The sequence below is a fragment of the Stappia indica genome (assembly GCF_020177335.1).
GTDB lineage: Bacteria > Pseudomonadota > Alphaproteobacteria > Rhizobiales > Stappiaceae > Stappia > Stappia indica_B.
Genome location: NZ_JAIVMG010000005.1, coordinates 82,025 through 108,278 on the forward strand (window position 1 = coordinate 82,025; position 26,254 = coordinate 108,278).

At 64.2% G+C, this 26,254-nt stretch carries 20 protein-coding genes, 2 tRNA genes and 1 riboswitch; of the genes, 10 read left to right on the forward strand and 12 right to left on the reverse strand.

Annotated features, from left to right (window positions below; genetic code table 11):
- The first annotated feature begins 160 nt into the window (after nt 1-160).
- Both LC062_RS08770 and fdhF read left to right on the forward strand, forming a co-directional pair.
- The gene (locus LC062_RS08770; RefSeq protein ID WP_224910657.1) at nt 161-1,840 is read left to right on the forward strand and encodes an NAD(P)H-dependent oxidoreductase subunit E; all 1,680 of its coding nucleotides are present in this window, start codon (nt 161-163) and stop codon (nt 1,838-1,840) included.
- On the forward strand, nt 1,837-4,656 hold the full coding sequence (fdhF, locus tag LC062_RS08775) for a formate dehydrogenase subunit alpha (protein WP_224910658.1): 2,820 nt from the start codon (nt 1,837-1,839) through the stop codon (nt 4,654-4,656). Before LC062_RS08770 ends, fdhF begins: the two co-directional genes overlap by 4 nt.
- 95 nt (nt 4,657-4,751) lie before the next feature.
- On the opposite strand, the gene LC062_RS08780 is transcribed toward fdhF, so the two are convergent.
- From LC062_RS08780 to LC062_RS08790, 3 genes are all read right to left on the reverse strand, one after another.
- Nucleotides 4,752-6,122, reverse strand: coding sequence for a globin-coupled sensor protein (locus LC062_RS08780; RefSeq protein ID WP_224910659.1), 1,371 nt, complete (start codon nt 6,120-6,122; stop codon nt 4,752-4,754).
- A gap of 510 nt (nt 6,123-6,632) precedes the next feature.
- Nucleotides 6,633-7,247: a LysE family translocator gene (locus tag LC062_RS08785; RefSeq protein WP_224910660.1), complete on the reverse strand. Its 615-nt coding sequence runs from the start codon at nt 7,245-7,247 to the stop codon at nt 6,633-6,635.
- A 164-nt stretch (nt 7,248-7,411) separates the two neighbouring features.
- Nucleotides 7,412-7,486, reverse strand: a tRNA-Gln gene (locus LC062_RS08790).
- 283 nt (nt 7,487-7,769) lie between these two features.
- Here LC062_RS08790 and LC062_RS08795 point away from each other — a divergent pair.
- A tRNA-Pro gene (locus LC062_RS08795) sits at nt 7,770-7,846 on the forward strand.
- Between the two features lie 245 nt (nt 7,847-8,091).
- Here LC062_RS08795 and LC062_RS08800 read toward each other — a convergent pair.
- The gene (locus LC062_RS08800; RefSeq protein ID WP_224910661.1) at nt 8,092-8,664 is read right to left on the reverse strand and encodes an Lrp/AsnC family transcriptional regulator; all 573 of its coding nucleotides are present in this window, start codon (nt 8,662-8,664) and stop codon (nt 8,092-8,094) included.
- Nucleotides 8,665-8,799: 135 nt separating this feature from the next.
- Here LC062_RS08800 and LC062_RS08805 point away from each other — a divergent pair, with 135 nt between their 5' ends.
- Nucleotides 8,800-8,994 carry a hypothetical protein gene (locus LC062_RS08805; protein ID WP_224910662.1) on the forward strand — a complete coding sequence of 65 codons (195 nt, stop codon included), beginning with the start codon at nt 8,800-8,802 and terminating at the stop codon, nt 8,992-8,994.
- Between the two features lie 124 nt (nt 8,995-9,118).
- Here the strand turns inward: LC062_RS08805 and LC062_RS08810 are convergent, their stop codons facing one another.
- The 8 genes from LC062_RS08810 to LC062_RS08845 form a co-directional block, all read right to left on the reverse strand.
- Complete coding sequence (locus LC062_RS08810) at nt 9,119-12,307, reverse strand: autotransporter domain-containing protein (protein WP_224910663.1); 3,189 nt, start codon at nt 12,305-12,307, stop codon at nt 9,119-9,121.
- A 403-nt stretch (nt 12,308-12,710) separates the two neighbouring features.
- Complete coding sequence (locus tag LC062_RS08815) at nt 12,711-14,153, reverse strand: aldehyde dehydrogenase family protein (RefSeq protein WP_224910664.1); 1,443 nt, start codon at nt 14,151-14,153, stop codon at nt 12,711-12,713.
- Entirely contained in the window at nt 14,153-16,081 is a 1,929-nt protein-coding gene (locus tag LC062_RS08820; protein ID WP_224910665.1) for a beta-galactosidase, read from the reverse strand. Before LC062_RS08820 ends, LC062_RS08815 begins: the two co-directional genes overlap by 1 nt.
- Before the next feature lie 60 nt (nt 16,082-16,141).
- Nucleotides 16,142-16,990 carry a carbohydrate ABC transporter permease gene (locus tag LC062_RS08825; RefSeq protein WP_224910666.1) on the reverse strand — a complete coding sequence of 283 codons (849 nt, stop codon included), beginning with the start codon at nt 16,988-16,990 and terminating at the stop codon, nt 16,142-16,144.
- Nucleotide 16,991: 1 nt separating this feature from the next.
- Nucleotides 16,992-17,888 (reverse strand): carbohydrate ABC transporter permease, encoded by an 897-nt coding sequence (locus tag LC062_RS08830; protein WP_224910667.1) that lies wholly within the window; start codon nt 17,886-17,888, stop codon nt 16,992-16,994.
- 56 nt (nt 17,889-17,944) lie between these two features.
- Nucleotides 17,945-19,213, reverse strand: coding sequence for an ABC transporter substrate-binding protein (locus LC062_RS08835; protein ID WP_224910668.1), 1,269 nt, complete (start codon nt 19,211-19,213; stop codon nt 17,945-17,947).
- A 223-nt stretch (nt 19,214-19,436) separates the two neighbouring features.
- On the reverse strand, nt 19,437-20,498 hold the full coding sequence (locus LC062_RS08840; protein ID WP_224910669.1) for an ABC transporter ATP-binding protein: 1,062 nt from the start codon (nt 20,496-20,498) through the stop codon (nt 19,437-19,439).
- Between the two features lie 64 nt (nt 20,499-20,562).
- The gene (locus tag LC062_RS08845) at nt 20,563-21,351 is read right to left on the reverse strand and encodes an IclR family transcriptional regulator (protein WP_224910670.1); all 789 of its coding nucleotides are present in this window, start codon (nt 21,349-21,351) and stop codon (nt 20,563-20,565) included.
- A gap of 251 nt (nt 21,352-21,602) precedes the next feature.
- Here LC062_RS08845 and LC062_RS08850 point away from each other — a divergent pair, with 251 nt between their 5' ends.
- The 6 genes from LC062_RS08850 (at nt 21,603) to LC062_RS08875 (ending at nt 26,250) form a co-directional block, all read left to right on the forward strand.
- Nucleotides 21,603-22,376, forward strand: coding sequence for an SDR family NAD(P)-dependent oxidoreductase (locus LC062_RS08850; protein ID WP_224910671.1), 774 nt, complete (start codon nt 21,603-21,605; stop codon nt 22,374-22,376).
- Nucleotides 22,373-23,290: a 2-dehydro-3-deoxygalactonokinase gene (locus LC062_RS08855; protein ID WP_224910672.1), complete on the forward strand. Its 918-nt coding sequence runs from the start codon at nt 22,373-22,375 to the stop codon at nt 23,288-23,290. The genes LC062_RS08850 and LC062_RS08855 overlap by 4 nt, the downstream gene beginning before the upstream one ends.
- Entirely contained in the window at nt 23,287-23,892 is a 606-nt protein-coding gene (locus LC062_RS08860; protein ID WP_224910673.1) for a 2-dehydro-3-deoxy-6-phosphogalactonate aldolase, read from the forward strand. Before LC062_RS08855 ends, LC062_RS08860 begins: the two co-directional genes overlap by 4 nt.
- Complete coding sequence (locus LC062_RS08865; RefSeq protein WP_224910674.1) at nt 23,889-24,746, forward strand: SMP-30/gluconolactonase/LRE family protein; 858 nt, start codon at nt 23,889-23,891, stop codon at nt 24,744-24,746. Before LC062_RS08860 ends, LC062_RS08865 begins: the two co-directional genes overlap by 4 nt.
- 96 nt (nt 24,747-24,842) lie before the next feature.
- Nucleotides 24,843-25,052: riboswitch (cobalamin riboswitch) on the forward strand.
- A gap of 50 nt (nt 25,053-25,102) precedes the next feature.
- Nucleotides 25,103-25,786, forward strand: coding sequence for an energy-coupling factor ABC transporter permease (locus LC062_RS08870; RefSeq protein WP_224910675.1), 684 nt, complete (start codon nt 25,103-25,105; stop codon nt 25,784-25,786).
- A 248-nt stretch (nt 25,787-26,034) separates the two neighbouring features.
- The gene (locus LC062_RS08875; RefSeq protein WP_224910676.1) at nt 26,035-26,250 is read left to right on the forward strand and encodes a hypothetical protein; all 216 of its coding nucleotides are present in this window, start codon (nt 26,035-26,037) and stop codon (nt 26,248-26,250) included.
- Nucleotides 26,251-26,254 lie beyond the last annotated feature (4 nt).

Consider the following 26,254-nt stretch of genomic DNA (forward strand, 5'->3'; position numbering starts at 1 on the left):
ATTTTGCCGCCGAACCTCCGCCTCCTTCCCGCAAGGGCAGTACCGCCATTTCCCAAAGGTCTGGCGAGTTCTGCTCCAGAACATTGATCGAAATCGAGGTTTCGTCCTTGCACCAATACAATGGCGAGGATGACGGGAGCAGGACGGGAACAGCGCCATCATGGCAGGAGCACGCCAGGGAACAGCATTTGCGAAACACGGGCGCGTCAAGGGACGCCCACTCGACGACGCGGCACTGGACGAGATCCGGAGCCTTTTGGGCAATGCCCCACGCCGGCGCGACCTTTTGATCGAGTACCTGCACCTGGTCCAGGACAAATACGGCCATCTCTCCGCCGCCCATATGAAGGCCCTTGCGACCGAGATGCGCCTTTCGGAGGCCGAGGTCTTCGAGGTTGCCAGCTTCTATCACCATTTCGATATCGTCGCCGAGGGAGAGACACCGCCGCCAGCGGTGACGATCCGGGTGTGCGATTCCCTCTCCTGCATGCTTGCCGGTGCGGACACGCTGATTACCGAGCTGGAACAGGGCACCCGGCCGGAGGAGGTGCGGATCCTGCGCGCACCCTGCCAGGGGCGCTGCGCCGAGGCACCGGCCGCCCAGATCGGCCGCAACGAGATCGGCCATGCGCGGGCGGACACCCTGCTTGCCGCGCTGGCCGCCGGCGAGACCGCCGTCCGGGTGCCGGACGCCCTGCGTCTTGACGCCTACCGGGCCGAGGGGGGGTACCAGTTGCTGCGCGCCTGTCTCGACGGCCGGCGCAGCCGCGAAGAGGTGATCGCCGACTTGTCCGGCGCGGGCTTGCGCGGGCTTGGCGGCGCCGGCTTTCCCACCGGGCGGAAATGGGAGCTGGTGCGCGCCCAGCCCGGGCCCCGGCTGATGACGATCAATGGCGATGAAGGCGAGCCCGGCACCTTCAAGGACCGGTTTTTTCTCGAACGGGACCCGCACCGGATGCTGGAGGGCGCGCTGGTCGCCGCCTGGGCGGTGGAGGCGGAGCGGATCTACCTCTACATGCGCGACGAATACCCGGGCGTCCTGGAAATCCTGCGGCAGGAAATCGACGCGCTGGCGGCAAGCGGTCTGTCCGACCACGCCCCGATCGAGCTGCGGCGCGGCGCCGGCGCCTATATCTGCGGCGAGGAAAGCGCGATGATCGAATCGGTGGAGGGCAAACGCGGCCTGCCCCGCAACCGACCGCCCTATGTCGCCGAGGTCGGCCTGTTCGGGCGCCCCACCCTCAACCACAATGTGGAGACGCTGCACTGGATCCGCGACATCCTGGAGCGCGGGGCCAACTGGTTCACCGAACAGGGCAAGGAGGGGCACAGCGGCTTGCGCTCCTATTCCGTTTCCGGCCGGGTCCGCGATCCGGGGGTCAAGGTGATGGCCTGCGGCAGCACCATCAACGAGATCATCGCCGAATGCGGCGGGATGCAGGAAGGCCACAGCTTCCGCGCCTTCCTGCCCGGCGGCGCCTCCGGTGGCATCTTCCCGGCCTCCATGGCCGATCTGCCGATGGATTTCGGCACCTTCGAGAAACATGGCGGCTTCATTGGCTCCCATGCGGTGGTGATCCTGTCCGACCAGGACGATCTGCGCGGCGCGGCGCTCAACCTGCTGCGCTTTTTCAAGGATGAGAGCTGCGGCCAGTGCACCCCCTGCCGCGCCGGGACGGAAAAGATGGTGGCCATGCTGGAGGCCGGCGACTGGGACGATGCGCGTCTCAAGGATCTGGAGCAGGTGATGCGGGATGCCTCGATCTGCGGCCTCGGTCAGGCGGCAAGCAACCCGGTCCGGTCGGTCCTTACATTCTTTGCCGGGGAGGAAACCCGATGAGCGAGACACTTTCCTTCACCCTCGACGGCACCGAGGTCGAGGCACAGACCGACGAGACGATCTGGCAGGTGGCGCAGCGCTGCGGCACGGCGATCCCGCATCTGTGCCACAAGGATGCACCGGGCTACCGGGCGGATGGCAACTGCCGCGCCTGTATGGTGGAGATCGACGGCGAGCGGGTATTGGCCGCCTCCTGCATCCGCAAGCCGGCGCCGGGCATGGTCGTCAAGACCGGGTCGGACCGGGCGGTCAAGGCGCGCCAGATGGTGTTCGAACTGCTGGCGGCGGACATGCCGGAGCGGACGGAAGCTCCGGATGCGGAGGCCGACTTCTGGATCTGGTCCGACCGGGTCGGCGTTGCCGGTTCGCGCTATGCCAGCCGCTATGCACAAACGGGCGACGGCGCGGCGGCGCAAGGCATCGACCGCGCCGCCCGCTACGATGCCTCGCACCCGGCCATCGCCGTCAATCTGGATGCCTGCATCGCCTGCGGCCTGTGCGAGCGGGCCTGCCGCGAGGTGCAGATGAACGACGTCATCGGCATGGGCTATCGCGGCGGCAGCGCACGGCCGATCTTCGACCTCTCCGACCCGATGGGCGCTTCGACCTGCGTTGCCTGCGGCGAATGCGTGCAGGCCTGCCCGACCGGGGCACTGCTGGAAAAATCGGTGATGGACAGTGCGGCCCGGCACAAGACCCTGACCGCCGATCGGACCGTCGATACGCTCTGCCCGTTCTGCGGCGTCGGCTGCCAGACCACCGTGCATGTGAAGGACGACAAGATCGTCAAGGTGGACGGGCGCAACGGTCCGGCCAACGAGAACCGCTTGTGCGTCAAGGGCCGTTTCGGCTTCGACTATGTGCACCACCCGCACCGGCTGACAAAGCCGCTGGTGCGCCGCGACGATGCGCCGAAAGACGGCCAGGAGATGCTGGACCCGGCCAACCCCTATGAGGTGTTTCGCGAAGCCACCTGGGAGGAAGCGCTGGAGCGGGCGGCCGGCGGCCTGCGGCAGATCCTCGACCAGTCGGGCGGTTCGGCTCTGGCCGGCTTCGGCTCGGCCAAGGGCTCGAACGAGGAAGCCTATCTGTTCCAGAAGCTGGTGCGGCAGGGCTTTGGCACCAACAATGTCGACCACTGCACCCGGCTGTGCCACGCCTCCTCAGTGGCAGCCCTGATGGAAGGGGTCGGGTCCGGCGCGGTTTCCGCGCCATTCATGGCGGCGAAAGACACCGATTGCATCATCGTCATCGGTGCGCGGCCGACCCAGAACCACCCGGTTGCCGCCACCTATCTGAAGCAGGCGGCCAAGCGCGGCGCGGCGCTGATCGTGATGGACCCGCGCGGTCAGGACCTGATGCGCCATGCCAGCCACGGCCTGCGCTTCAAGGCCGGAACCGATGTGGCGATGCTGAACGCCATGCTGCATGTGATCATCGAGGAGCGGCTCTACGACGAGCAGTATATCCAGGCCAATGTGGACGGCTTCGCGGCGCTGCGCGAGAAGGTGCGCGACTTCTCCCCCGAGGCAATGGCGGAAGTCTGCGGCATCGACGCGGCCACCTTGCGTGAGGTTGCGCGGCTTTACGCCACCAGCCCGCGCTCGATCATCTTCTGGGGGATGGGCGTCTCGCAGCATGTGCATGGCACGGACAATTCCCGCTGCCTGATCGCGCTGGCGCTGATCACCGGCCAGATCGGCCGGCCCGGCACGGGCCTGCATCCGCTGCGCGGCCAGAACAACGTGCAAGGCGCCTCCGATGCCGGCCTGATCCCCATGGTGTTCCCCGACTACAAGTCGGTGGAGGACCCGGAGATTCGCGCCGCCTATGAAGATGCCTGGGGCCGGCCCCTAGATCCCAAGAGCGGCCTGACCGTGGTGGAGATCATGGATGCGATCCATGCGGGCGAAATCCGGGGCATGTACATCATGGGCGAAAACCCGGCGATGTCGGACCCGGACCAGATCCACGCCCGCGCCGCGCTTGCCAAGCTCGATCATCTGGTGGTGCAGGACATCTTCCTGACCGAGACCGCCTGGCACGCGGATGTGGTGCTGCCGGCCTCCGCCCATGCGGAAAAACTCGGCACCTACACCAATACCAACCGGCAGGTGCAGCTCGGCCGACCGGCGATCCCGCTGCCCGGCGCGGCGCGGCAGGACTGGGAACTGATCGCCGAGATCGCCAATCGGATCGGCCTTGACTGGTCCTATAGCCATGTGGGCGAGGTTTACGAGGAAATGCGCGAGCGGATGCCCTCGCTCGACAATATCTCCTGGGACCGGGTCGTCGCGGAAGGCTGCGTCACCTATCCGGCGGAAAGCCCGGATGAGCCCGGCTCGGAGATCATCTTTGCGCAAGGCTTCCCGACGCCAAGCGGCAAGGCGCGGATCGTGCCGGCGGACCTTCTGCCGCCGGACGAGTTGCCCGACGACACCTTCCCGCTGGTGCTGACGACCGGGCGGATGCTGGAGCATTGGCATACCGGCGCCATGACCCGGCGCTCCACCGCGCTCGATGCGCTGGAGCCGGAACCGATCGCGGCCATGAACCCGTTCGAGATCCGCCGCCAGGGCTTCACGGCAGGAGAAAGCGTGACCGTGACCACACGGCGCGGGGCAATCACGGCAACCCTGCGGGCCGACCGCGAGGTTGCCGATGGCATGGTGTTCGTGCCGTTCTGCTTCTTCGAGGCGCCGGCGAACCGGCTGACCAACCCGCAGCTCGACCCCTACGGCAAGATCCCGGAGTTCAAGTTCTGCGCGGCCCGGGTGAGCCAGTACCGGTCGGACCGGGCAACCGCGGCCGAATAGTCCACGCCCCCCAAAAGGCTCGGGCCGGCCCAGAGAAAAGGACCGGCCCAGGCGGAACGTTCAGCAAGGTTCCCTTTCGAGGGAACCGCCTGCGCTCAGGCCGCGTGCGCGCCGCCTTTCTCGCCCGCCACCTCACGGATTTCGGAAAAGAACGCACGGACCTGGTTGGATATATCCGATGACTGGGAGCGCAAGGTCGCGGAAACGGTGAGGAAATCCTCCGCCGCCTTGCCGGTTGCATCAATCGCCGCATTGACGCCCGTCACATTGGCCGACAGCGTTACCGTTCCCTGCGCCGCATTCTGCACATTCTCGGAAATCTCGCGCGTCGCCGCCCCCTGCTGCTCGATCGCGGTTGCAATCGCCGAGGTCAGTTCATCGATCTCGCCGACCGTCGAGGAAATGGCGGAAATGGCATCGACCGCATTGGCCGTCGAGGACTGCACTTCGGAAATCTGCTTGGCGATGTCTTCCGTCGCCTTCGATGTCTGGCCGGCGAGTTGCTTCACCTCCTGAGCGACGATGGCAAAGCCGCGCCCCGCCTCGCCTGCCCGCGCCGCCTCGATGGTCGCGTTGAGGGCCAGAAGATTGGTCTGCGCCGCAATATCGGTGATCAGACGCACCACGTCGCCGATTTTCTGCGCGGCTTCGGACAGGCGCGCCACCTCCCGCGAGGTGGTATCGGCCATGCCGTTGGCACGGCGGGCCACCTCCGAGGCACCGGCCACCTGCCGGGCAATTTCCTCGATCGAACTGGACAGCTCCTCCGCGGCCGAGGCAACCGTCTGCACGCTGACAGAGGTTTCTTCCGAAGCGGCCGATGCGGAGACCGCCTCATCCGTGGCCGATCCGGCGACGCCGGACAACGTCCCGGCCTGCTCCTGCATCCGGTTCGCGCTGACCTCGACGTTTTGCAGCGCGCTTTCCACCTTGACCTTGAAGGTCTCCACAGCCGCGTTCAGCCGGTTGGTCTGGGCCACACGCTGTTCGATCAGCATCTGCTGATAGGTGGAAATCGCAAAATCGAGATCGAGCAGAACAACCTTGTTCAGCGCGACGATGGCAGCCGAGGTCTTGCGCGCGGAAAAGCGGAACCTGCCGACAACCAGCTCGGCCAATTCGTTGAGAACGAATTGATAGCCGGCGATGTACCAGCGTGGCTCCAGACCGATGCGGCCATGAGCGCGGCCAATGCGGTCGATGCTGCGGACGTAGTCATCATCGAACCGCCCCGAGAACAGCCGCTGCCAATGCGACGTCTGCGCCGACTGCAAGCCCGTTACCCGGCCTTCCAGCATCGCCTTCAGCGAGGGTTCTTTCATGAGATGCGCGTAAAAGCGCTCAAGGATGCCCGGGAGCGCCTCCTCAACCATCGGCCAGAGCGTCTGCACCAGCCGTCGCGTCTCCGCGTCGATCCGGGCGAAACCGATCCGACCCGCCAAATCCGGCGACCCCAAGTCTGACATTCCAAGAACTCCGATAGATTGCAGAAATCAACCTCCGCAATTGGAATTCTAAGCTGCCATATCTTATGGATTGATTAAAGATACACACTTATCAACATGCTTTCACCACAGGTCATAAAGCAAAAATCAGATAAATTGGGAAATTGAACAAATCAAAAAATACAACCTTGCGCCATAAATCGAAAAAGAAAAATATACCCTTGCGTCATGATGAAATTTAACGAAATTGCCCCTAAGACAGATTTTGTATTTCCCAGAATCCCCCTTTCCACGGAGGAGAATAGCCCAGCGGCTAGGCGGTAACCGTCGTGGCCGTTGGCGCAAGATTCTTCGCGCATTGCACGCATGTATCGCGGCGGCGCCCCTGCAAGATTGGCGCACGCAGCGCGACACGCTAGGCGCGAAAGTAATCTGGCATGGCGAAAAGCGCTGGTCGGACTCGTGGAGGTGGCTCGAGAGGTATGCCGCCATCGCTTTCCGTTAAGACAGATCAGACCGCATCGGGAGGGATCATGACCCCGACAAGGCGACGCGCAGGCCGAGCGCGATCAGCAGGGCGCCAAAAACACGGGCAACCGCGCGCTGACTGCTCTCAAGGGATTTGCGAACCAGGCGGAGATCGAGCGTCTGCACGAAAATCAGCCAGAATCCGGCACTAATGCCCATCATGACGGCAACCAGAAGCCCCATCGCCGACCAACCCGTTTCCGGCGTGATGACCATGGTGAAAACGCCCAGATAAAACAGCGTCCCCTTGGGATTGAGGATGTTGTTGAACAGCCCCTGCAGGACCCACGCGCGGCGGCGGACCTCCCCGGCAGCAGGCTCCAGCTCGATCTTTCGCGCAGCGGTGCGGAAACTCATGATCCCGAGATAGATGAGATAGGCCGCACCGGCATAGCGCAGCAGCGAGAACGCCAGCAAACTCTGGGAAATCAGCCAGCCGATGCCGATGGCGCAATAGGTGATGTGGACCAGATTGCCAAGGAGCACCCCAAGGGCGGTCTCCAGCCCCGCGCGGCGTCCGCCAAGCAGCGTATTGCGCATGACGATGATCATATCCGGCCCGGGACTGATCATCACCAGAGCGGTCAATCCTGCCACGATCAGTATCTGGTCAAGCATCTGCGCCTTCTCCGCATCGCGGTTCCTGAAGTCTTGCCCCACCATTGTGGCGTTCGACATTATTTCTGCGAAGCGGAAATATCAGGCAGATGCATCCATGACGCCCGCCCCCGACGGGTCGCGACCGGATCAGGGGGCCTAGCAAAAGACTGGAACGGAGAGGATGGCTGGGGCGGCAGGATTCGAACCTGCGAATGGCGGCACCAAAAGCCGCTGCCTTACCACTTGGCGACGCCCCATCAGACCGGTCGCTTGTATAGCGATCCGCCCGGCATCGCGCAAGCACCGCATTGCCGCCGGGGGGACGCTCATCCACACCCAACACAGCAGGCGGCAGCGGATGGGCCATCCGCACCCCGCCTCAACGCCGCTCGCTCCGGGGCCCCGCCGGTTATTCACAGGTCAATGTCGCACCCGGCCATAAGCAGGCTTGCGAAGCCTGAAAACGGGTGTTATGTACCCGCCACACGACGAGAGAACGCCGCCACCCGAGACGGCACCAAGCAGTTCTCCCCGTGATGTCGGAGTGTAGCGCAGCCTGGTAGCGCACCTCGTTCGGGACGAGGGGGTCGCAGGTTCAAATCCTGCCACTCCGACCATTCTTTCCAAAGACTTAGATTAGCATTGCCTGCCGGGCCGAGCTGTCCGGACAGAAACACCGACGTTTGCGTCGTTTCTGTTGCACGCATTCAAAGCCCCCGTCGCCATGGGCGGACCCGCATCGCGCATTCAAGACCATCACGTCTAAAGACTGTCCCGATAGCCCCCGCCTCACCTCCCGCCGTTGTGCCTGACAACCGCCGGATGACCGACGGCGCAAACCTCTTTGCATCGGTCAGCGCGCTCAGGGGCGTGTGCGGCTCGAGAAGGCGTCACCACCGGCAGCGCCGAGCTCCTGCATGTGCAGATCGAGACGATCCAGGCCGTTCCGAGGGTCGTAGTCCGGTGCGCGCGAGGCCTTGTGCGCCCATTGACGGAGCACCATTGCGGTCCACACCTGCTCGACTTCCGGGAACCTTGCCAGGCGCTCACGCAAAGCTTCCGGGCGATCAAATCCAAGGCAATGGACGAGCGCGATCATGTCCGTTTCCCCGGCGATAGACCAGGCTCCGACCAGCTCGGGCCAGCCCTTGAGCCGCTCATAGACACGTTTGCAAAAGGACCCCTTCAACTTCATGTGGAAGAAGGCCACTTCGCCATCGCGGCTCTCATCGTTCCCGGCTTTGACCTTGATCGTGAACTGCTCGATGATCCCGCGATCCACCCGCCTGTCGATCCGGTTTTTGACGGTCATCCGCGAGACGTTCAGCATCGCCGCCAGCTCGGTATTGGAGCGCCGCGCGTTCTCCGTGAGAAGCTGAATCAATCCGCGGTCGATCTCGCTGAGAGAGGTGTCCGCCCCCGTCTCGTGGATCATGGATATACCCTCGCACAAAACGCAACCCAAGGATGATCAGGCTTGCACTTCGCCAGATGGCTGTCAATTTGCGATGTTTGGTTTGGCGTATCGGGCGGCTATCAAAGTCCTGGTTCAGGATCGAGGAGGCCAGACATGGAACACCCCACACGCCAATTCATCCTGTTCTCGACCAGGATCAATCGCGCCCTGTTCGAAGGCGAGATCGACAAGGCACTGCTGTTGATCGGCCATTATATGCAAGAGAACAGAATCACCGCGTCCATCGAAGCGCTCGCCGCCATTCCGGTTGAACACCACCGGACAGGCGAAAGCCCGCTTGTGTCGTAGCGGTACGTCGATAGCGGCGGCCGGTGCGGATGGTTGCTCACCCGCCGCTGAAATGTCCTGCGCACCCGATGGGGCGACCGTAGCCGTCCCATCGAGCAATCAAGTATCGGAGGTTGGGTTTTCTCTAGAACCGTGCGGAGAACGCCGCGCGGGCCCCCTGATCCAGCGCGTTGGCGCCAAACTCGCCGCGATAGGTCAGATCGACGCCCATGCCCTTGCCAAGATCGAACCGGACGCCGGCCTCCACCAGGCCCGTATCGCGATCAATCGGCGTGCCGGCAATGGTGAACGGCGTTCCGCCGGAAAGCAGCATCCGCGCGTCCGGGGAAATATCGCCAAACGCATGCCGCCAGCCAAGCGACCCGGTGAGCATTGTCGTCACGTCCCCTGAGGTGGCAAGGCGGGTTTCTCCGCGCACACCCAGCGTGGTCACGCCAAGGGTCTGCGATGACGAAGACACCGTCAGTGCCGCCGCACCGCCCGCTTCCGTGAAGCGGTCCGCCCGCTGGTGGATCAACGCCACCCCGGCGAAGGGCTCCAGCCGGGCAAAGGCGGTGTCCAGCGAATACCCGACCTCGGCAAACGCCTGCGCCGTGGCCCCATTGTAATCGGCGGTCAGACGATCGGTGAAACCGCCGAAGGCGACATCGCGGGTGGTGTCGATGTCCTGCCAGGTATAGGCGGCACCAAGGCCAAGGGTGACGGGGCCGAACCGGTTGCCGCCATAGGCGCCGAGCGAGTAGTTGTCGACCTTGGCACTGGAGGCACGGGCGTCCACCGAGGCGTCAGTGTGGCCGTAGCCGGCAACAAGTCCGGCACGCCAGCCCTGGCCAAGCTCGGCATCGGCGCCGAAGAACACCCCGCCGGCGCTGCGCTCGATGGTCGCCGCATTGCCGTCAGTGTCGTTCCGGCCCCAGGCACCATAGGCCTGCCCCCAGATGACGGTCCCTCCTGTGTCCTGCGGGGCGACGCCGCTGCCGCCATGGAGGGCAAGCTGCGGCATCTCGGCGGCGGCCACGCCAGCGAAGGCGGCGCGAATACGGTCCTTGGCAGCATCGCGGACAAAGCGGCTGTCCTCAGCCAGCGTGCCCTGCAACGAGGCATGGACCTCACCCGACACTGCGTCGAAGGCCCCCCGGGCCTGGCTTGCGCTAAGCCCAAGCACCGTGTCGAACAGGATATTCCCCTGTCCGAGGCTCTCGGTGCCACCAGCGGCGGCCGCCTGGTTCCGGGTTCCCGCCATGGACGCGAAGCTGAAGTTGTTGCGCACAAGGGTCAGATAGACGTTGTTGGCGTCATAGCTGAGAGACGAGTCAAGGAAGGCAAAGTTGTCGGAGACGGAGCCAAAGGTGCCATTGACCGCAGTATCGGCGGTGAGGATCGTGTAGGTGGTCGGGCTCGCGTAGGTCTTCCCGGCATCCGCGCCGTTTTCCGGGCTGACCATGACGGTCGCATCGCTGTCGAGGGTCACCGTTCCGGTTGCATGCAGCAGATCGTTGTTGACGCCCGCCACCGAGCCGCCGTCATTGACCTCGACCGCATAGGTGCTGCCGGCGCCGAACGACACATCGCCGGCGACATTCAGCGTGCCGATGGAATTGCCGGGCGCGAGCGTCGCACCGGAGTCGAGCGTCACATCGCCCACCGTTCCAGTGCCGCCGAGGGCGCCGCCGCTCAGCACCGAGACGGCCCGGTTGAAGGCTGTGTTGACCAACAGCGTCCCGCCGGACACGGTGGCCGAACCGGTGAAGCCGGCATAATCGCCGGTGAGACGGGTGGTTCCGGCCTCGTGCAGGATCGTGCCGGTTCCCGCGACCCCGGTGGTGAAGTCATAGGCCGTCTCGGTATGATTGAAGACGAGCGTGCCAGTGCCCGCGCCGAAGGCAAGTGTTGACACATTCAGCGTGCCGGCGGCGGCGGCCGCGTCTCCCGATGCCGCACCGATGTTCACCGTGCCGGTCGAACCGAAAGTCGCAGCAACCATCACCGTGAAGGCGCCATCGACGGTGCCGCCATCGCGAATGGTCAATGTCCCGGCGCCTCCGTGGCCGACCGTGAGAATGCCGGTATTCGCCCAGATCGAGCCAGGGCCTGTGACGATAACGCCCCCATCCCCGTGGGGGTCAAAGCCGATGATGCCGTTCTTGTTCTCGACCTTGCCGCCGGCCTCGATTGTCAGCGTGCCGTTTCCAGCATCTCCAACATAGATGTCACTACTGCTGAACCAGGTCGAGCCGGCCCCGGAGACCGTCGCGGTCCCTTGTGCGCCCGCTCCGACCCCGATCACGCCCAATCCGCTTTCAACCCGGCCACCTGCCTCGACGTTCAACGTGCCGTTTCCATGCCAGCCGACAAGGGTACTGGTGAGACTGGACCAGACCGAACCGGCGCCGGTAACGGTGACCAGCCCGTCGGCGTCTGCCCCGCCGCCGATGAAGCCGACGGTGCTCTCGACCCTGCCACCGGCCTCAACCCGCAGCTTGCCGCTTGCAGAATTGCCGACGTAGAGATCACTGGCATTGGCCCAGACCGAACCGGCCCCTGTGACCGTGACCTCCCCCGCAGATCCGGTGAGAAAACCAATGTAACCGATCCGGTTCTCCACCCTGCCGCCGTCCTCGACCCTCAGCACGCCGCTTCCGGAATCGCCAACGTAAAGGTCACTGCTGTTGGACCAGATCGAGCCAGCGCCCGTGACCGTGGCGCTTCCATTCGAACCTGCGCCAGAACCAACATAGCCGACACCGCTCTCAACCCTGCCACCGGCCTCGATGTTCAGCGTACCTTTTCCCAAATCGCCGACCACGAGACTAAAGGAACTGGACCAGATCGAGCCAGCCCCCGTGACCGTCACGCTCCCGTGCCCGCCTGGAACAGAGCCAATGTAGCCGAGATCGCTCTCGACTCTGCCGCCTGCCTCGACGTTCAACGTGCCTTTTCCCAAATCGCCGACCACGAGGCTGACGGTGTTGGACCAGACCGAGCCAGTGCCGGTGACCGTGACGGTCCCTTGTGAGCCTGCTTCGGTACCGATGGTGCCGAACGCGTTCTGGACCCTGCCGCCGGCCTCGATGCTGAGCGAGCCGTTTCCGGTGTCGCCAACGTATAGGTCTCCAGCGATGTTCCAAGGGCTGCCGATGGTGCCGCCACCGGTGCCGATCACGGTCTCATCGGTGCCGTCGATAATCTCGTCAGCCAGCGCGGCCGGCCCGCAGCACACAAGCGCGCTGGTGGTCAAAAGCACGGCCAGGCGCTGGAATTTGGGGCGCAAGTTCTGATGTGAAAGACGGAAGTCGGTCTGAAAGGTGTTCATCAATCGTACTTTGGCTTGATCCATGGGGTGCCTGGCGCTGCCCCCCCGAAATACCGGGAAGAAACTGCGCTAGGGCGGTTGCCGCCAGACAGCATCCCGAATCGGGCCAGCTCACCGGCAACGGCTTGCAGCTCGCCAATACGGCGTACCAGCCGGATTACGCAACCTGAACAAGGAGTTATCGAGTGCAAGGGCCACGGCCAGGATGCACTGCGCCAACACCGCAACCAGGCCGCGACGCAGCGGAACGCTGCGCCGCGCGCCGCTCCGGAAACGGGATCCCTTGACGAAACTGCGGCGATCCGTCGCGCCCGGGCGCGGAGCATGCCGGCCGCGATCATGCGGCCGGTCATGGCCTTGATGATCAAAGGCTTCCCGGCCGGCAGCGGTGCCTGCCTTTCGGTCAGCCGGTGCCGTCCCAGCCGCTGACGGCCTTGACCTCCAGAAACTCCTCGATGCCCCAGAGCCCGCCTTCGCGGCCGCTGCCCGATTGCTTGTAGCCGCCGAACGGCGTACGCCAGCTACGCCCCACACCGTTGATCTCGACCATGCCGGAGCGCAGCGCCCGCGCCACCCGCCTTGCCCGGTCGAGATCGGCGCTCTGCACATAGTTGGTCAGACCGAACACCGTGTCATTGGCAATGGCGATGGCCTCCTCCTCGCTGTCGAAGGGAATGATCACCTGCACGGGACCGAAGATCTCCTCCCGCGCGACCGTCATGTCATTGGTGCAATCGGCAAGGACGGTGGGCCGGACGAAATACCCTATCTCCAGCCCCTCGGGACGGCCGAGGCCGCCGGCCACCAGCCGCGCGCCCTGTTCCAGCCCCGAAGCGATCAGCCCCTGGATGCGCTCATACTGCGCCCGGGAGACAACCGGGCCGATATGGTCGCCGGGACGGCTGGCTGGCGCCACCTGAACGGCGCGCGCGATCTCTGCCGCTTTTGCGACGGTTTCCTCATAGATCCCGCGATGCACCAGCATGCGCGAGGGTGCATTGCAGCCCTGCCCGCTGTTCAGGAAGCAACTGGCGAGCCCGCGCGCCACCGCCTCTTCATCGGCATCGTCGAACAGGATATTGGCGCCCTTGCCGCCGAGCTCCAGACTGACCCGCTTGATCGTGTCGGCCGCAGTCTTCGAGATGGCAACGCCTGCGCGGTTGGAGCCGGTGAACGACACCATGTCGACGCGGGGATGGGCGGTCAGCGCCGAACCGACACCGGCGCCATTGCCATGCACCAGATTGAACACCCCGGCGGGGATCCCCGCTTCGGCAACCATCTCGGCGAAAAGATGCCCGGACAGAGGCGCGATTTCCGAGGGTTTCAGCACCACCGTGCAGCCGGTGAGCAGCGCCGGCACCACCTTCAGCGCGATCTGGTTCATCGGCCAGTTCCACGGCGTGATCAGCGCCACCACGCCAATCGGCTCCTTGAGGATCCGGTGGCAGTGGCTGTCCGCTTCCAGCCACTCTTCGAATTCGAAGCCGCCGATCAGGTCGAGGAAGGTCTGGAAGTGACCGCTGCCGGACCCGACCTGTGCGGTTGTCGCCAGATCGATGGGCGCGCCCATCTCACGGCTGATCGCCGCGCCCATCTCCTCGGCGCGCCGCTGGTAGACCTCGGCCAGACGAACCACCGCCGCCTTGCGCTCCTTGAGCGGGGTTTCGCTCCAGCTCAGGAACGCCCTTGCAGCCGCCGTCACGGCCCGCTCCACATCCTCTTCAGCGCCAAGCGCCAGCGAGGCGATGGGCTGTTCGGTCGATGGATCGACAACCTCGATGGCGTTCAGCCGATGCGGCGGCACCCAGGCCCCATCGATGAAAAAGTGATGGAGGTGCTGCATCAGTTTGCCTCTTTCGTTGGTGTATCGGGCAGGTCCTGCCAGATCACATCGGCGACTTCGATGGTCTGGCCTTCGAACAGCGCCGGCTCCGGTCCGTAATTGAAGACAAAGCGATGGGTCCGGCTGTCGCGCACACGCAAGCCCCCCGAAAGCTGCAAGGTGGGGATCCCCTCCCCGGCACAGGCGGTCTCCAGCACCCGCTGCAGCGCCGCGTCGTCCGGCCAGCCGGCGAGATAGATCACCTTGTTCTCGGCAACGATGGCCGGCTCGCCGCTGGCAAGACGGTCGACCACCGCCGCCTGCGTCTCCAGCGCTTCGAACCAGTGGTGCATGGCGCCGCCGCCGCTGAGCGGCCGGCGGACACCCGGGCGCAGGCTTTCCACATGGGCGACGGTGCAGATGCGGCCCGGCATTTCCGGCGGCAATTCGGCCGGGATGCGGAAATCCCCGGTCTTGGAGCCAGTGCGCGGCCCGGCGATCACCGTGCCGCCGAAGGCCCGCAGCGCCTGCTGCAAGGCATCGGGCACCTGCATCAGGCCCGGCATGGCCACCAGATCATATTGGCTGAGGTCCGGGCAATCGGGGGCGATGATATCGATCGACAGGCCAAGGCGGCGCAGGGCGCGGTAGAAGTCGAACACCAGGTTGAAATATTCGAACCCCTTGCCCTGCGGCTGGATCTGCCAGGCCCAGACAGACTGGTAGTCGAACACCAGCGCAACACGCGCGCGGGCGGTTTCGGCCTCCGGCAACGCAGCCATTTCGGCCGCGACCTTTCGCACCTCGGCAATGGCCGGCGCGTCGGCGCTGTCCGGGCGCAACAGGCCCGCGTGCATCTGCTCCTGCGCGAACGGCGCCTGGCGCCAACGGAAGAAGCACACCGCCTCCGCCCCGTGGGCGAACGCCTCCCAGGCCCACAGGCGCGGCATTCCGGGCAAGGGCGCGGGGTTGTAGACGGCCCAGTTCACCGGCCCCGGCTGCTGCTCCATGATCCACCAGCGCCCGCGCCCGACGGCGCGATAAAGATCGTGGTGAAAGGCCTGGAAGTCCGGATCGCCCTGCTGTGCATAGCGCTCGATCCACGCCTCGCCGAGCGCCGAATGCTTTTCCAGATAACCGAGCGGATAGCTGTCCCAACTGGCGATATCGAGATCGGCCGCGACCTTGTAGTGATCGAAATCGGTCGACTTGCTCATGAAGTTATGGATCAGGGGCGCGTCGCTGTGGGCGCGCAGGATCGCGCTCTGGACGCGGTTGAACGCCGCCACCTGATCGGAACTGTAGCGCAGGAAGTCCAGCCAATGGCTGGGGTTGGCTTCGGCGACCGTCCGGTTGGGCAGATCGACCTGCTCGAAGCTGTCGTATTCCATCGACCAGAAGACATTGCCCCAGGCCTCATTGAGCGCATCGATGGTCCGATACTTGTCGGCAAGCCACTGGCAGAAGCCTTCGCGCGCCGCCGCACTGTAGGACACGGTGGTGTCGTGGTTGCCATACTCATTGTCGAGCTGCCAGCCATGCACCCGCCCGTCGCGGCCATAGCGTTCGGCCATCTTCCGCGTGATGACGGCGCATTCCTCGCGAAAGCCCTGATGGGAATAGCAGTAGTGGCGGCGCGATCCGAACTTGCGCACATGGCCATCGCGGCCGACCGGCAGCATGTCCGGCCACTTGTCCAGCATCCAGCGCGGCGGCGTGGAGGTCGGCGTGCCGAGAATGACCTTCAACCCGGCCCCGGCCAGCGTCTCGATGGCACGGTCCAGCCAGTCCCATCGATACTCGCCGGGCTTCGGCTCCATGCGCGCCCAGGCGAATTCGGCGATGCGGACATAGGTCAGCCCGGCCTCGGCCATCCGCCGGGCGTCGTCCGCCCACTGCTGCTCCGGCCAGTGTTCAGGGTAGTAGCAAACTCCAAGCGCGCGCTGCATGTCAGGCTTTCCCAGGTTTGGAGAGGAGAGAGGTGTTCGGGGGCGGCTAGAAACCGGCCGCTACTTGACCGCGCCGAGCGTCAGGCCGGCGATGAAATGCTTCTGCATCAGGAAGAACATCAGCACCGGCGGCAAGGCGGCAACCACGGAACCGGCCGACACGAGATGCCAGGCGGCGATCCATTCGCCGTTCAGCGACTTGATCCCGGCGGTGATCGGCTGCGCATGCGCGCCTTGCGTGAGCACCGTGGCCCAGAAGTAATCGTTCCAGACGAAGGTGAAGACCAGAACGGACAGCGCCGCCAGCGCCGGCCGCATCAGCGGCAGCACCACGTACCAGAAGATGCGCAGGTCCGAGACCCCTTCGATCCGCGCCGCCTCGATCAGATCGAACGGCAGGGTGCGGATGAAATTGCGCATGAACAGGGTGCAGAACCCGGTCTGGAAGGCGATATGGAACAGGATCAGCGCATAGATGGAATTGTAGACGCCAAGCTGGATCGACAGATCGCGCACCGGCACCATCAGGATCTGGAACGGAATGAAGTTGCCGGCGACGAACAGGAAGAACACGAACAGGTTTGACCGGAACTTGTAGATCCCGAGCGCAAATCCGGTCAGCGAGGACAGGGCAATCGCACCGAGAACCGCCGGGATCGTCACCTTGAAGCTGTTGAGCAGATAGGCGGCGAGCGGCGAATTGGTGAAGATGGCCGTGTAGTTCTCGACGAGATTGAACGAGGTCGGCCAGCCCCAGTAGTTGCCGGAGGTGATGTCGGCGGAGGAGCGCACCGAGGTCAGCGCCACCGCCAGAAGCGGCAAGAGCCACAGCAGGAGCGCCACAGGCAGTGCAACCTTGTAGGCAACGCGGGTGGCAGACGATGTCTTGTCGATCGGTGTTGGAAACATCTTACCGGCCCTTCTCGTCGCGGTACATCTTGGCCAGGAAGAAGCCGATGTAGATCAACATGATGGCGAACAGCACCACGGCGATGGCGGCGCCATAGCCCATGCGGAAGCCGTATTCGGAGAAGGCCTGCTCATACATGTAGTAGGCCAGCACCTGGCTGGAGCCCCAGGGCCCGCCGCCGGTCATGATCGAGATCAGGTCGAAAGAGCGCAGGGCGCCGATCACCGTCACCACCAGGGCAATGAAGGTGGCCGGTCGCAGCTGCGGCAGGATCACGTACCAGAGCATCCGCCAGCCGCGCACGTTGTCGAGCCGCGCGGCCTCGATCTGCTCGCCGTCGACGGCATTCAACCCGGTCAGGTAGAGGATCATGCAATAGGCGATCTGCGGCCAGAGACCGGCGATGATCACGCCGTAGGTGACAAAGCGCTCGTCGGCCAGAACCGGGATTGGCGACAGGCCGATCTTCATCAAGCCTGTGTTAAACAGGCCGAAGCTTGGATCGTAGAACCAGGAAAAGACCAGCCCCACCACCACCTGGCTGATGACGAAGGGAAAGAAGAACAGGGATTTGTAGATGCGGATGCCACGGGTCGTCTGATTGAGGAACAGCGCCAGAAACAGCCCGGCCGGCAAGGCGAGCAGATACAGCACCAGCCAGATCACGTTGTTCTGCAGGGCGGTAAAAAAGATATCGTCCCGCATCAGCTCCCGGTAGTTCTCCAGGCCGATGAAGGTCTTTTCCCCCAATCCGTCCCAACGATAGAAGGAAATCGCAATCGACTGAAAGATCGGGATCACGATGTAGATCGCGAACATGAGGATGCCTGGCAGCAGGAACAACCATGGCGTGATCGTGGTTTTATGGTCTTGCCAGACACGGGTCACATAAGACATTGCAGAGTTCCGTCTTGAGCCAGATGCGGGGCTGCGCGCACGCAGCCCCCTGAGCGCTACTGGGTCTGGCGCTGGCGCACCGTTTCAAGACGCGCCAGGACCTTGTCGAGCCGCTCCGGCTTGACCATGAATTCCTGGAACCCCTCCATGCCGGCCTTGGCCATCGCCGCCGAAGCGTCCCGGTCAAAGAACTGCGCCAGACCGCCATCGACATTCGACAGCATCTTGAAGCCCGCCTGCAGATAGGGATCGTCGGAAACGCTCGACTTTGCGTTGACCGGCAGCTGCCCCATGATCTCATTCATCCTGGTCTGCACATCGGCGCGGGCGATATAGGCGAGGAACTTCTTGGCCTCGGCAACGTTGCGCGCGCCCGCCGCCAGATGCAGCGTGTTGGCCGGCGCGTCCTCGGCCATGGCGATGGCCGGATCGATGGCGGGAAACTGGAAGAACCCCAACTGATCCTCGGTCAGTCCCGCTTCCTGCAAGGGGGCGACGATGAAGTTGCCCATCAGGTACATGCCCGCATCGCCATTGACGAGGGCGGGCAAGGCCTCCTGCCAGCTGTAGGCTGCATGGTTTTCCAGGAAGAAGCCGGCTTTCAGCAGCTCTTCCCAATGCCCCATGGTCTTGCGAATGCGTTCATCGGTCCACGGGATCTCGCCGCGCGTCACCGCCATGTGGAAGTCGTATCCGTTGGTACGCAGGTTGAGATAGTCGAACCAGCCGGCGGCCGTCCAAGGGAACTTGGTGCCGATCGCCACGGGCGTAACGCCATTTTCCTGGAGCTTGGCACCGGCGGCCTTGAACTCTTCCCAGGTGGTCGGCACGTCGATGCCGAATTTCGCGAAGAGATCCTTCCGGTAGTAGACCCCCCACTGATAGTAGGTGTAGGGGACCGCCCACTTGGTCCCATTGAAGGTGACCGCGCTTTCCGCCGCCTTCAACGTCTTGTCGAGCCCGTTTTCGGCCCAGACATCGTCAATCGGCGCAAACAGCCCGGCATTGACGTAAGGCAACATGCGGTTTCCCGCGAACCATGTGGCCAGATCCGGAGACTCCGCCGACAGGAAATTTCGGATCGCCGACTTGTAGGCCTCATTGTCAAAGACGTTCCAGGTCACCTTGATGTCGGGGTTCTCCTGTTCGAACCCGGTGACTGCCGACTGGAACGCCTTCTTCACCGCGGGAAATGACGAATCCGTGTTGATCACCAACTCGCCAGCCATCGCCGTCCCGGCCAGCGCGGGCAAGGCAATCAGCGCCGATGTGGTCAAGGCCACCATGGCCGATCTGACCTTGCGAATTCCGGATTTGATCGACATTTCGTTCCCTCCTTTTGGTTGTCTCAAATAATGAAACTTAGTTTTATTATAAGAAATCTTCTCCAGAGCCCTTCGAGTTGTCAAGAGACGATTCCTGTGTTTTTTCAATGAGTTCCAATGTGACCATGCGAGACAGACCGCTCACTCCGACCCGTGATCGGGAGCGTTGCCTCACACCTTCGCTCGCCATCGCAGCCTGTTGGCTGCGGGCGGGTTTTTGGTCTCAGCGCAGGCGCAGCTCGGTCCGCGCGTCGAACAGGAGCAGGCGATCCGGCCCCATGCGCAGCCCGACCTCCCCTTGCAGCCCGACCGCTTCGGCTTCCGGAACCTCGACCACGATCCGCTCGCCGGTCGGCGCTTCCAGATAGGCGTGGAACATTGCCCCCAAGGCCTCCTTGACGATCAGCGTGTGGCTGGCCCCTTGCGGGTCGATGGCGATGTGATGCGGGCGCACCCCGACCAAGAGATCCGTGCCGTTTGGCGGCAACGCGATATCGACGGCGAACGCCTCGTCCGACAGGCCGGGAGCATGGACCCGGCCATCGCGGACGGTCGCCTTGACGAAATTCATCGCCGGACTGCCGATGAAGCCGGCCACGAACCGGTTGTCCGGATCATGATAAAGATCGAGCGGGGTTCCGACCTGCTCGATGCGCCCCGACCGCAGCACCACGATCTTGTCGGCCAGCGTCATCGCCTCGACCTGATCATGGGTCACATAGACCATGGTGGCGCCGATCTCCTTGTGCAGGCGGGCGATCTCCACCCGCATCTCGACGCGCAGTTCGGCATCGAGATTGGACAGGGGCTCGTCAAACAGGAACACCTCCGGCCCCCGCACGATGGCGCGACCGATGGCGACCCGCTGGCGCTGGCCGCCGGACAAAGCCTTGGGCTTGCGCTCCAGATAGTCGTTGAGCTTGAGGATATCGGCCGCCGCCTTGACCTTGGCGGCAATCTCCGCCTTTGGGTGGCCGTTCATGCGCAGGCCGAAGCTCATGTTTTCCGCAACCGTCATGTGCGGGTAAAGCGCATAGGTCTGGAACACCATCGACACGCCGCGGGCCGCCGGATCGAGCCGGGTCACATTGCGCGAACCGATATGGATGTCGCCGCCGGAGGTCTCCTCCAGACCGGCCACCATGCGCAGCAACGTGGACTTGCCGCAGCCGGACGGCCCGACCAGCACGCAGAACTCCCCGTCCTCGATCTCCAGATCGATGCCATGGATGACGTCCACGGCCCCGTATCGCTTGATGGCCTTGTTGAGCGTTATGCCTGCCATTACCTGAGTGATCCCCCCGTTTCCCGGCACCCTTTCCGGGCCTTCCGTGCACAAACCTCCGGCGTCAGATGCCGGGATAATGCCAATCCTGCGCGTCGTGACCGATCCGCTCGACCGTCTCACGCAACAACGGCAGCTTTTCCTTCAATGCGGCCCAGGTGGTGCGCAGCACCGTGTCGGTGATCGACACACTGCCCAGCACCCGCCCCGACCCGTTGAGCACCGGCATGGCGATGCAGATGATGCCGGTCTCATGCTCCTCCTCATCCAGCGCATAGCCTTGCGTCCGAATGGTTTCGAGACGGGCGCGCAGGGCTTCCGGCGTCACCAGCGTGTGCGGCGTGAAGCGGTGAAAGCTTTGCAGCGCGATTACCCGCTCCTGCTCCTCCGGCGTCAGGAAGGCGAGCATCGCCTTGCCGACACCGGTGCAGTAGGTCGGCCCCACCTTGCCGGCCTGCGAGTACATCTCCACCGGATCGCGGGCGTTGCGCTTGTCGAGGTAGAGCACCTGCCCCTGATCGAGCTGCGCCAGATGGATGGTCTCGGACACCTGTTGCCCGAGCCGGTCGATGTGCGGCCGGGCGATGGAGGCGAGCGAAAACTGCGCCCAGGCAACATGCGCCAGCTTCAGGAGCCGGCGCCCAGGCATGTAGGTGTCCTTGTCCGCGTCATGATCCAGCATGCCAAGGTCGGCCAGCGTCCTGACCAGCCGGTAGAGAGTCGGCTTGGGAAAGCGTGAAACTTCCAGGATCTGCGAAAAGCGCACCGGCGTCCCGAACCGGGCGACGCAATCCAGCACCTCCATGGCCTTGCCAACGGTGCCACCTTTCTGCGACGGGCTTTCAGCGGTCATTCGGGCACGGCTCCTGTCATTGGCGGCATGTTCGACGCACTGTTCATGTTGACTTCTTTAGCGCCATTCCTCACTAATATCAATATATGGATTTTAGTTTCATTATTTGAGACTAAATGATTTTGGGGGAGAGAGCGCCGCATGAGCAACGACCGCCACACGAGCACCGGCCAGGACGAACTGGACGCGGGGGGCGATCCCGGCTTTTCTGTAGGTGGAGAGATCCGCCCTGCCTTGCGGGAGGGCCGTTGATGTCGGGCACAAGTCTGTTTCGCGATCTGGAAGGCCAGTCGGTGTTCATCACCGGCGGCGGTTCGGGCATCGGCGCCGCGCTGACCGATGGTTTCCTGCAGCAGGGCGCGCGCGTCACCTTTGTCGGGCGATCCGACGCCTCCGGCTTCTGTGTCGAAATGGCCGACAAGCATCCCGGCAACCGCCCGCAGTTCATCCGCTGCGACATCACCGACACGCCGGCCTTCAAGGCCAGCATCGCACAAGCGGCCGAGCGCCACGGTCCGGTGACGGTGCTGGTCAACAACGCTGCCAATGACACGCGCCACACCAGCGAGGAGGTCACGCCCGAGTTCTGGGACTGGATGCAGGCGATCAATCTGAAGGCCTATTTCTTTGCCTGTCAGGCGGTCGTCGCCGGGATGCGCGCCAAAGGCGGCGGCGCGATCGTCAACTTCTCCTCCATCAGCTACATGATGGGCAACACCGGCTATCCCGCCTACACGGCGGCCAATGCGGGCATCACCGGGCTGACCCGCTCGCTGGCCCGGGAATTCGGTCCCGACCGGATCCGGATCAATGCTCTCGCCCCGGGCTGGGTCCTGACCGAGCGCCAGAAGGACCTCTGGGTGACGCCGGAGGGGCTCGCCGCGCATCTTGAGCGGCAATGTCTCAAGGAGCCGCTGGATCCGCAGGATATCGTCGATGCGACCCTGTTCCTGTCATCGCGGGCGAGCCGCATGATCACCGGCCAGACCCTGGCGGTGGATGGCGGCGTCGTGGTGTCAGGATGAGCGCGGCCACCTTGACCGACATCGCCTGGGTTGCGGTCGACTGGGGCACCACGCATCTACGCGCCCTCGCCATGGACGCACAGGGGCGCGACCTTGCTGCCCTTGCGTCGCGCCAGGGCATGGGCGCGCTTGACCGCGACGACTATGAGCCGGTGCTGCGTGCCTTGCTGGCGCCCTGGCTGGGTGAGCGGGTGTTGCACGTCATTGCCTGCGGCATGGTCGGCTCGCGCCAGGGCTGGATCGAAGCCCCCTACCAGCCCGTCCCCTGCCCGGCTCGCCCGGTACGACTGGTGCAAGCGCCGGTCAGACTGCCCGGGCTGAGGGTCGATATCGTTCCCGGCCTGCGCCAGGACGAGCCGGCCGACGTGATGCGCGGCGAGGAAACCCAGATCGCCGGTTTTCTGGCAGGCAATCCGGATTTCGACGGCCTGATCTGCCTGCCGGGCAGTCACAGCAAATGGGCCCGGGTGCGCGACAATCAGGTCCTTTCCTTCCAAACGTCCATGACCGGCGAGTTGTTCGCGGCCCTGTCTCGACACACGGTGCTGCGCCATTCGATCGCCGAGACGGGCTTTGCGCTTGCCGCCTTCCGGCCGGGTCTGAGAGCCATGCTGCGCCAACCGGAAACCCTCTCCCTCAACCTGTTTTCCCTGCGCGCACAGCATCTGCTTGGGCGAATCGACCCGGCAGCCGCACGCGCGCGCCTGTCCGGCCTGCTGATCGGTGCGGAGCTGGCGGCGATGCGCAGCCAGTTGCAGGCCCATCCGGTGGCGATCATCGGCGCGGCGCATCTGAGCGAGCTTTATCGCATCGGCCTTGCCGAACTCGCCGTCGCCGCCAGCTGCCATGATGCGGCGGAGATGACCAGGGCCGGTCTTCACGCCATCCACCAGACATTGGAGACAAATGGATGACCCGTCCGCTTATCGCCATCTTGCGCGGCATCACCCCGCAGGAGGCCGCCGACGCCGCCAGCGTTCTGATCGAGGCCGGCATCGACCAAATCGAAGTGCCGCTGAACTCCCCCGACCCCTTGACCAGCATCGGCACCATGGCGCGCCTTTATAGCGATCAGGCTCTGATCGGCGCCGGCACGGTTCTGACGCCGCAGGAGGTCCGGCAGGTGCATCAGGCTGGAGGCCGGCTGGTGGTCTCACCCAATTGCAATCCCGAGGTTATTGCCGCCACCAAGGCGCACGGGATGCAGAGCTTCCCCGGGGTCCTGACCCCGAGCGAGTGTTTTACCGCCCTTGAGGCCGGCGCCGACGGCGTGAAGATCTTCCCCGCGTCCCTGCTGGGCCTTGATGGCCTGAAGGCGATCCGTGCGATCCTGCCCGCGTCAACCAAGGTTTTCATGGTCGGCGGCGCCGGGCCGGACAACTTTGCCGACTGGATCGCCGCCGGCGCCGATGGCTTTGGGATCGGCACCGCGCTTTACAAGCCCGGCATGACCACTGCCGACATCGCCGCGCGGGCGAAGCGCCTGGTAGAAGCCTATGACGAGGCCGCAAAGTGATCCACGACGACCGCATTTGCGAGCTTGGCGAAGGGCCGTTGTGGCACCCGCGCCGCCAGCAACTGTTCTGGTTCGATATTCTGGGCAAGCGACTGCTCGCCCGCACCGGGGACGGCCTGCAAACGCACCACGAGTTTGACGAACATGCGTCCTCGGCTGGCTGGATCGATGACGTGACCCTGCTGATCGCCACGGAAAGCGGGCTTTATCGTCTCGATATCGAGAACGGTGCAAGGTCCCTGATCGCGCCGCTCGAACCGGACAATCCGCTTACCCGCTCCAATGACGGTCAGGCCGATCCCTGGGGCGGGTTCTGGGTCGGCACGATGGGCAAGAACGCGGAACCGGGTGCCGGTGCGCTCTACCGCCTCTACCGCGGCGAGGTCCGTCGGCTGTTCGCCGATCTGACCATTCCCAATGCGATTTGCTTTTCTCCCGATCGGCGCTTTGCCTATTTCACCGACACGGCCAAGGCAGAGATCCTGCGGGTTCCTCTTGCACCCGACACCGGATTTCCCGCAGGCGACGCGGAGATCCTGATCGGCAGGCCACAGATGTCGGGCGGCCCCGACGGCGCGGCGGTCGACAGGGCCGGCAATCTGTTCGTGGCACAATGGGGCGCGGGGAAGATTGCGGTTTTTTCGCCGGATGGCCAGTTGCTGCGAAATCTGGACGTGCCCGCACAGCATGTCAGTTGCCCCGCCTTCGGCGGGCCGGATTGCACCACGCTCTATGTCACCTCGGCGCGTGCGGAGCTGAGCGCGCAGCAAATTGCGGCAAACCCACAAAACGGCATGACGTTCCAGATTGCCGCCGCCGGTCAGGGACGGCCGCCTCCCTGCATCCGGCTCTGAAACTCTCCTCCCCCAGACCGATACGCAAGGGTCAGCGCGAACTGCTGATGCATCCCAGAAACAGCGGCGGGATGCTTGCCTTCGCGGTCGAAATTCTGCATCGTCGCCGCCGATGGTTCCGCCAAGCGACGTGCGGCGGATTAAAAGGGAACACGGTGAGAGCTACCCATCAGGGGCCAAGACCGTGGCTGCCCCCGCAACTGTGAGCGGCAAGCGACACCCATTTTGCCACTGGCTCAAGAGCTGGGAAGGCGGGTGACGACGCGATCCGCAAGCCAGGAGACCTGCCATCGGCTTCGTGCGGCCTCGCACAGTCTTCACCCCTCTCGCACGGTGGGTGCGCACAGGAGAGTTTCATGCATATCGAACCCGGCGTCGTTGACGGCGCCAAGATCGTCCTCAGCTACGCAACGGCTGCCGCCTCGCTTGGACTGATGGCCAAGATGGCCGTCGATACCATCCGTCACGACGGCGGCTTCTCCGCACTGGTGATGCGCAGCCTGGCGACCACCGCCCTGGTCTTCTGCTTCTTCGAGTTGATGCCGCATTATCCTGTCGGCGTCTCCGAGGTGCACTTCATCCTCGGCTCGACGCTCTATCTCGTCTTCGGCGCGGGACCGGCGGCGATCGGTCTGGCTGCGGGCCTTCTCCTGCAGGGCGTTTTCTTCGCCCCCTTCGACCTGCCGCAATACGGCATGAACATCACCACACTGGTGGTGCCGCTCTGGGCGGTCAGCCTGCTTGCCCGGAAGATCATTCCCGCCCGCACGCCTTATGTCGACGTGACCTACTGGCAGGCCCTGGCGCTCTCCACCGCCTATCAGGGCGGAATTGTCGTCTGGGTGGCCTTCTGGGCATTCTACGGCAGCGGCTTCGGAGCGGAGAACCTCAGTGCCATCGGCTCGTTCGGCGCCGCCTACATGATGGTGATCATTCTGGAGCCGTTGGCGGATCTCGCCGTTCTGGCCATCGCCAAGACACTGGCGCCCTATGCCAAGAACCCGATGCTGTACCACCGGCTGCACCACGCGGCCGGCTAAAGCCCAAGCACCCCGAGGGCATGGCCGTCGGGGTGCCTGCCCTGTCCATCCGGGCGCTTTCCTCCCCCTTTTGGGGCTCTTGATCGAAACCGGAACACAAGGCAGGATTCTCTCTTGAACAAGGGAGACACATCATGACCTCGTTCCCGTTCAATCGTCACTCACCTGCTTTGCTAACGACGCTCACGGCAAGTGTCGCTCTCGCGATCGCCAGCCTGCCGGCTCAGGCGCGTCCCGACACAAGATCGATGACCTGTGCACAGGCACAGGCCTTCATCCAGCAGCATGGTGCCGTCGTCATGTCGACCGGGACCTACACCTATTCCCGCTTCATCGCAGACCGGCGCTACTGCCCGCACTACGAGATTCTGGAGCCGAACTACGGTCCGACGCTGGACAATCCGAAGTGCCCGATTGGCTATGGCTGCCGCCGGGTGGACCGACCCGGACCCGGCCCACGTTAAGGTC

Excerpts from the sequence above, each read along its gene's own strand:
- LC062_RS08770 (WP_224910657.1), top strand. The coding sequence starts at position 161 with ATGGCAGGAGCACGCCAGGGAACAGCATTTGCGAAACACGGGCGCGTC.
- fdhF (WP_224910658.1), top strand. The coding sequence starts at position 1,837 with ATGAGCGAGACACTTTCCTTCACCCTCGACGGCACCGAGGTCGAGGCA.
- LC062_RS08780 (WP_224910659.1), bottom strand. The coding sequence starts at position 6,122 with ATGTCAGACTTGGGGTCGCCGGATTTGGCGGGTCGGATCGGTTTCGCC.
- LC062_RS08785 (WP_224910660.1), bottom strand. The coding sequence starts at position 7,247 with ATGCTTGACCAGATACTGATCGTGGCAGGATTGACCGCTCTGGTGATG.
- LC062_RS08800 (WP_224910661.1), bottom strand. The coding sequence starts at position 8,664 with ATGATCCACGAGACGGGGGCGGACACCTCTCTCAGCGAGATCGACCGC.
- LC062_RS08805 (WP_224910662.1), top strand. The coding sequence starts at position 8,800 with ATGGAACACCCCACACGCCAATTCATCCTGTTCTCGACCAGGATCAAT.
- LC062_RS08810 (WP_224910663.1), bottom strand. The coding sequence starts at position 12,307 with ATGAACACCTTTCAGACCGACTTCCGTCTTTCACATCAGAACTTGCGC.
- LC062_RS08815 (WP_224910664.1), bottom strand. The coding sequence starts at position 14,153 with ATGCAGCACCTCCATCACTTTTTCATCGATGGGGCCTGGGTGCCGCCG.
- LC062_RS08820 (WP_224910665.1), bottom strand. The coding sequence starts at position 16,081 with ATGCAGCGCGCGCTTGGAGTTTGCTACTACCCTGAACACTGGCCGGAG.
- LC062_RS08825 (WP_224910666.1), bottom strand. The coding sequence starts at position 16,990 with ATGTTTCCAACACCGATCGACAAGACATCGTCTGCCACCCGCGTTGCC.
- LC062_RS08830 (WP_224910667.1), bottom strand. The coding sequence starts at position 17,888 with ATGTCTTATGTGACCCGTGTCTGGCAAGACCATAAAACCACGATCACG.
- LC062_RS08835 (WP_224910668.1), bottom strand. The coding sequence starts at position 19,213 with ATGTCGATCAAATCCGGAATTCGCAAGGTCAGATCGGCCATGGTGGCC.
- LC062_RS08840 (WP_224910669.1), bottom strand. The coding sequence starts at position 20,498 with ATGGCAGGCATAACGCTCAACAAGGCCATCAAGCGATACGGGGCCGTG.
- LC062_RS08845 (WP_224910670.1), bottom strand. The coding sequence starts at position 21,351 with ATGACCGCTGAAAGCCCGTCGCAGAAAGGTGGCACCGTTGGCAAGGCC.
- LC062_RS08850 (WP_224910671.1), top strand. The coding sequence starts at position 21,603 with ATGTCGGGCACAAGTCTGTTTCGCGATCTGGAAGGCCAGTCGGTGTTC.
- LC062_RS08855 (WP_224910672.1), top strand. The coding sequence starts at position 22,373 with ATGAGCGCGGCCACCTTGACCGACATCGCCTGGGTTGCGGTCGACTGG.
- LC062_RS08860 (WP_224910673.1), top strand. The coding sequence starts at position 23,287 with ATGACCCGTCCGCTTATCGCCATCTTGCGCGGCATCACCCCGCAGGAG.
- LC062_RS08870 (WP_224910675.1), top strand. The coding sequence starts at position 25,103 with ATGCATATCGAACCCGGCGTCGTTGACGGCGCCAAGATCGTCCTCAGC.
- LC062_RS08875 (WP_224910676.1), top strand. The coding sequence starts at position 26,035 with ATGACCTGTGCACAGGCACAGGCCTTCATCCAGCAGCATGGTGCCGTC.